This is a genomic window from Candidatus Methanoperedens nitratireducens (genome assembly GCF_900196725.1).
GTDB classification, from domain to species: Archaea; Halobacteriota; Methanosarcinia; order Methanosarcinales; family Methanoperedenaceae; genus Methanoperedens; species Methanoperedens nitroreducens_A.
This window is the reverse complement of record NZ_FZMP01000063.1, coordinates 1-5,281: the sequence shown is the minus strand read 5'-3', so window position 1 is coordinate 5,281 and position 5,281 is coordinate 1. Positions and strand designations below refer to the sequence as shown.

The 5,281-nt window shown below is 45.4% G+C and carries 3 protein-coding genes; 2 read left to right on the top strand and 1 reads right to left on the bottom strand.

What is annotated here, in order from left to right; translation table 11 throughout:
• Positions 1-118: 118 nt before the first annotated feature.
• Complete coding sequence (locus tag MNV_RS05275) at positions 119-565, top strand: transposase (protein ID WP_096204321.1); 447 nt, start codon at positions 119-121, stop codon at positions 563-565.
• Between the two features lie 212 nt (positions 566-777).
• Here the strand turns inward: MNV_RS05275 and purL are convergent, their stop codons facing one another.
• Positions 778-3,708 (bottom strand): phosphoribosylformylglycinamidine synthase subunit PurL, encoded by a 2,931-nt coding sequence (gene purL, locus MNV_RS05270; protein WP_096204320.1) that lies wholly within the window; start codon positions 3,706-3,708, stop codon positions 778-780.
• A gap of 487 nt (positions 3,709-4,195) precedes the next feature.
• On the opposite strand from purL, the gene MNV_RS05265 reads away from it, so the two are divergent.
• Positions 4,196-5,242 carry a hypothetical protein gene (locus MNV_RS05265; protein ID WP_096204319.1) on the top strand — a complete coding sequence of 349 codons (1,047 nt, stop codon included), beginning with the start codon at positions 4,196-4,198 and terminating at the stop codon, positions 5,240-5,242.
• Positions 5,243-5,281 lie beyond the last annotated feature (39 nt).

Below are 5,281 nucleotides of genomic sequence, written 5' to 3'. Positions count from 1 at the left end.
TTTCGATGTGAATTCAACTTCATAAATCTTGAATGCTTCATCAATTAGATCCTCATAGCTAATGCCGATTTGATATTTCTCAATTTTCCATAAAATTGCAGCAATAAGTTCGTATGCGATGAAATTTACTCAGGATGAGACACACGTTCAAGTCAAGTTTCCTTCTATTCGTGTGGTTTGCCCTAAAGACGAAAAACCAAAAATCAAGGCAAATAGGGAAACGTTTTGTCGGCATCTGGATAAGGTTGTTGAAAATTACCCGGAGTATCAGGTGTTCATGCTTCTGGTCGATAACGCCAAATATCATAGAGGAGACATTGTCAGAGAACACATCTATAAGCTTCGTGGGCAAGGGAAGAACATTAAATTGGTAAATTTTCCCAGATATAGCTCAGATTTAAATCCGATAGAACAAGAGTGGAGACCCTTTAAGAAAGAGATTCACAACAAAATCATTATGGTGAAAAGAAAGCTAAATTCTGCTGTTGCTGAGGGGATAGCAGCTATACAGACACCAAAAGGTTTGTTGTCAAAATATTTCCCAGTTCTATTCGGGCAAAATTAGTATGATTGACTATATACTAGCTCAAACAAATATTCATAACTCTTTTTTGATTTTTTACTATCACGCCAAGTAATGATACCTATAACAGTACCAGCAATACCAAATAAGATAGAGATTAAATTTATTAAATTAGAGTTATCATTATAAAATTGGTTAAGTCCGTCGATCATATTTTTCCTAAATAAGAGTCTTCTCCAAAAATTCCAAAGTACCTACCACCTTAACGTCCTCTGCCACGCCTCCTTAAGCTCATCAATCCCCGCGCCCAGCACCACTTTCTCGCCATCCATTACCGTAAAATCCTTCTGCAATGTGACCGCGCCGATATCCGCGAACACATTGCCTTTCATAAGTTCCTCGAACCTCTCTACATTATCAGGCGCCACCGTCACCACGAAGCGGCTCTGGGATTCGGAGAACAGTATCGTGTCGGCGTGCTTTATGTTCTCGACTGGAACTTTCGTAAGCTCAACGGTCATGCCCAGGTCGCCTGAGAACGCGCTCTCAGCCAGCGCCACCCCCAGCCCTCCGTCCGAGCAGTCGTGGCATGAGGCGACAATGCCTTCATGAATGGCTTTTTCAAGGGCGGAATAGAGCTTCTTTGCTGATGCGGCGTTCACTTTTGGCACATCATTTCCGATAAACCCAAGCGATGCGAAATACTCTGAGCCGCCGAGTTCGTCTTTTGTCATGCCCAGGATGTAAACCCTGTCGTCCGGTCTTTTTATGTCCATCGTAACAGCGCGCCTTACATCCCCTATCTTGCCTATGGTCGAGAAAAGAACCGTGGGAGGGATTGAGATTTTCCTGCCGCCTATCTGGTAATCGTTCTTCATGCTGTCCTTTCCGGATATGCAGGGCACCCCGTAGGCTTTTGTATAATCGTACAGTGCCATGTTCGCCCTTACCAGTTGCGCCAGTTTAAATTCTCCATCCGGTGTCTTATCCGACTTAACAGGATCGCACCAGCAGAAGTTATCAAGACCTGCCACATGATCTAATGAACCTCCTACAGACACATGGTTGCGGATAGCTTCGTCTATAGCGCATGCTGTCATGTGATAAGTATCAATGTCCCCGTATCGCGGGCAGATGCCGTTCGCCACAACAACGCCTTCCATGCTGTCAAGCAGGGGTCTGATGACTGCGGCGTCGCTCGGACCGTCGCCGGTAAGGGGCTTTACTACCGAACCTGCCTGTACCTCGTGGTCATACTGGCGGATAACGTACTCCTTTGAGCAGATATTAAGGCGCGAAAGAAGTGTTTTAAGGGCAGCGGTCATATCCACGGCTCCGAGTACGGGTTCTTCGAACTTCCGTGGTTCCCAGCGCGCGTTGAGCCTCATCGTGGGGAGCCCTTTGTGCAGGAAGTCCATATCCAGATAAGCCACGGTCTTATCGCCGTACATTGCATGGAACTTCCCGCTGTCAGTAAAAGTTCCGACCACCGTAGCTTCCACATCCCTTAATTTTGCAAGCGCGAGGAATTCATCAATCTTCTCAGGCGAGACAGCAAGCGTCATTCTTTCCTGCGACTCGGAGAGCAGGATTTCCCAGGGGTCAAGACCTGCATATTTCAGCGGGCATTTTTCAAGGGCTATGACGCATCCTCCCGAAAGCTGCGCCATCTCTCCCACAGAGGAGGATAAACCGCCTGCGCCGTTGTCCGTGATGGCGTTATACAATCCTTTGTCCCTTGCCTCAAGCAGGAAGTCAAGCATCTTCTTCTGGGTTATGGGGTCTCCTATCTGTACCGCGGTGACGGGCGAATCTTCATCCAGTTCAAGGGACGAGAAGGTAGCACCGTGTATGCCGTCTTTTCCTATCCTGCCGCCGGTCATTACAATAAGGTCTCCGGGATATATTTCTTTGATGTGAGAGGGTTTTCCGTTTATTATCGCGGGCATAATCCCGCCTGTGCCGCAGTACACGAGCGGCTTGCCAAGATACCGCTCATCAAAGACTATGCAGCCGTTCACGGTGGGAATGCCGCTTTTATTCCCGCCGTGTTCCACGCCGCGGCGCACGCCCTCAAATATCCTTTTCGGATGAAGCAGGCGCGGCGGTAGCTCTTTATCATAGAACGGCGAGGCGAAGCAGAAAATATCGGTATTAAATATCAACCGGGCGCCCATACCTGTACCGAGAGGGTCGCGGTTAACGCCCACGATACCGGTGATGGCGCCGCCGTAAGGGTCAAGCGCGGAGGGTGTATTGTGCGTCTCCACTTTCATAACGAGGTTATGATCATCGTTGAATTTTATCACACCTGCATTGTCCGTAAAAACAGAGACAAGCCATGGTTTGTTTATTTCCCGGGTCGCGCGTTTTATAAATGTATTGAAAAGCGAGTTAATGGTCTTCGTACCTTTGTCATCGGTGTAGGTTATCAGGCTGTTGAATATCTTATGTTTGCAGTGCTCCGACCATGTCTGCGCCAGTACTTCGATCTCCACATCCGTTGGCAGGGATAGGTCAAGTTTTCCTCGTTCCTTTCTCACTTCGGGAGCATTGAAATATCCGCGGATCGCTTTCATCTCATTAATATCAAGAGCAAGAAGCCTCACCCTGCTTATTTCCTTTAATTCTTCATCGCTGACATCAAGGTCAAGGGTCAGGATAGAAGGTGTATGCTTTCCGCGGACGACCGGGAGCGGAAGATTTATCCCTTTTTCTTTATCCCAGCTCTTGATGCTGGTTATCTCCCACCGCTCGATGAGATTATTGGCAAGCAGACCCCCGGCGATGCGCCCGGCATCTCTTTCTGTGATATCCCCGTTAAGGAGATATTGTTTTGAGAAATACACGCCTCTCAGCGTGGTCTTAAGCACATCTTCAGATGCTTTTTTTGCGGTAGATCCGACATTATCTGTTACGCCGGGCTTGAATCCGACCTCTATCAGCCATGAAAACCTGTCAGCCAGGGGCTTATCTGAAAAAACCTGTATCACAGGGTCGGCAAAAACCTTATCCCCGAGAAGCTTTAACTCTGCCGGGGGAAGTTCAGGGTCAAATGTATAAACATCTATGGTCCTTACGGATTCCACTTTAATATGCAGGTCTTCAACTATTCTCTTCCTGATACTTTCGCCGAGTGAGTCCCTCATTCCTTTTTTAAAACAGACTTCGATTCTGCTGGCCATTGTTCATTCCTTTTGACACCCGGATATCAGTCTTTTTTCCGGGCATCAAATCAGGTCATATTACGACGCCGATAATATAAAATAATATGCAACCTAAAAAGGAATTAAGAAGAGGAGAGTAATGATGATACCACCCCTCCCCAACCTGCCTATCTTCCTCCCCAACATCGTATCATCATGTATCTACTTCATAATAGCACTGTTAAATAATCAGTTGTGAGCCAAGTATTACTATAATAGTACTGTATTGCATCGAATAAGAACCAGTGCGCTTTGTGATGTTCCAGTACTACCGTAGTAGGATAAAATGTTACAGGGAATGTCACGGAGAAATAAAAACCAAAAATAAAGTATCTTGATGGCAGTCCGCAAAAATACATGTGTAGCAATGGGGGAGCGATAGTGTTAAACGGTTGATCATAAGGAAAGTACTTACTGCCGGTGTAAAAAGATTTATTAGATACTAAATTAGTGTTACTTCAGTAGTATGGTCGTTAGAAAAAACATCTCTCTGGAGAGTACCCATCTTAAAAAAATCGAGCCGCTGACCAGAAAACATAACGGTAACCTGAGCGCTGCAATCCGGGATGCTATCGATATCAGCGAAGCTGCACTGCACAGGTACGGCACCGTAGAAAAAGCGGTATCAAGCATCGGTGCAGATAAAAAAGAACTAACAGTGAGGGAAAAATCCATAGAGACGGGGAAAAACGTGCTGCTTAGCAATCCGATGTTCATATGGATGATAAAATATACTAGAGGCATGCCGCTTGATAAGGAAATACTCGATGAGATACTTGACCCATTAAAAATCAAGACAATATCCGAGCTTGATAAACAGATAAACGATACCAGCAGCGAATCGGGCTGGAACTGCAAGGTTTCCATATTCAGCATGGATAACATTAATCCTGTGACAGCGACCATCACGGTCTCAGGCGATAATGAGAATTTAAGGGAATTCCTTGCCCAGCTTGTGGTGATGTTCCTGGTTTACAACAAGGGTCTTGATATCGACGTCGTTCATAAAAGGGCAAGTACTATCCGGATTGATCTAAAGCCCAGGGAAGAAGGCGCGCAACCGCTTGCTGCGATGAGGCATTTCGGGTACTTGAAAAACACCATGGAGGAATTCAGGTCAAAACAGGATTTCTGGAGAAACCTTGTTGAGCTTTACAAATCTGTAAACTACAATATGGTCTCCATGTACCGGGACTACTTTGAAGAACTGCTTGCAGGCAATTCCATAATAGATGCCGGGATTTTCGAATCACTGTCGAAAAAACACATTTCAAGCATTCCCCTTGCGGATTTTTTAAAATTGTTAAAGAAAGTCCATGAATCCCTGCTGATCGTGGATAAAATAGAAATATTCGACAGTAACCTGAACATATATCATGATTATAAAGACGAAAAAGCAATACAGAGGATCAGGGATTATTATTTATCACTCCTCAGGGCGAACGGGCATGAGTATGAAGCGAAATACTCTTCAAGCCTGATAGTCCTGAACCATGTATGCTGTAAAGACTAGTATAAAGATTCCAAATTAACATTACAATGATTCAATACT

Excerpts from the sequence above, each read along its gene's own strand:
- MNV_RS05265 (WP_096204319.1), top strand. The coding sequence starts at position 4,196 with ATGGTCGTTAGAAAAAACATCTCTCTGGAGAGTACCCATCTTAAAAAA.
- MNV_RS05275 (WP_096204321.1), top strand. The coding sequence starts at position 119 with ATGAAATTTACTCAGGATGAGACACACGTTCAAGTCAAGTTTCCTTCT.
- purL (WP_096204320.1), bottom strand. The coding sequence starts at position 3,708 with ATGGCCAGCAGAATCGAAGTCTGTTTTAAAAAAGGAATGAGGGACTCA.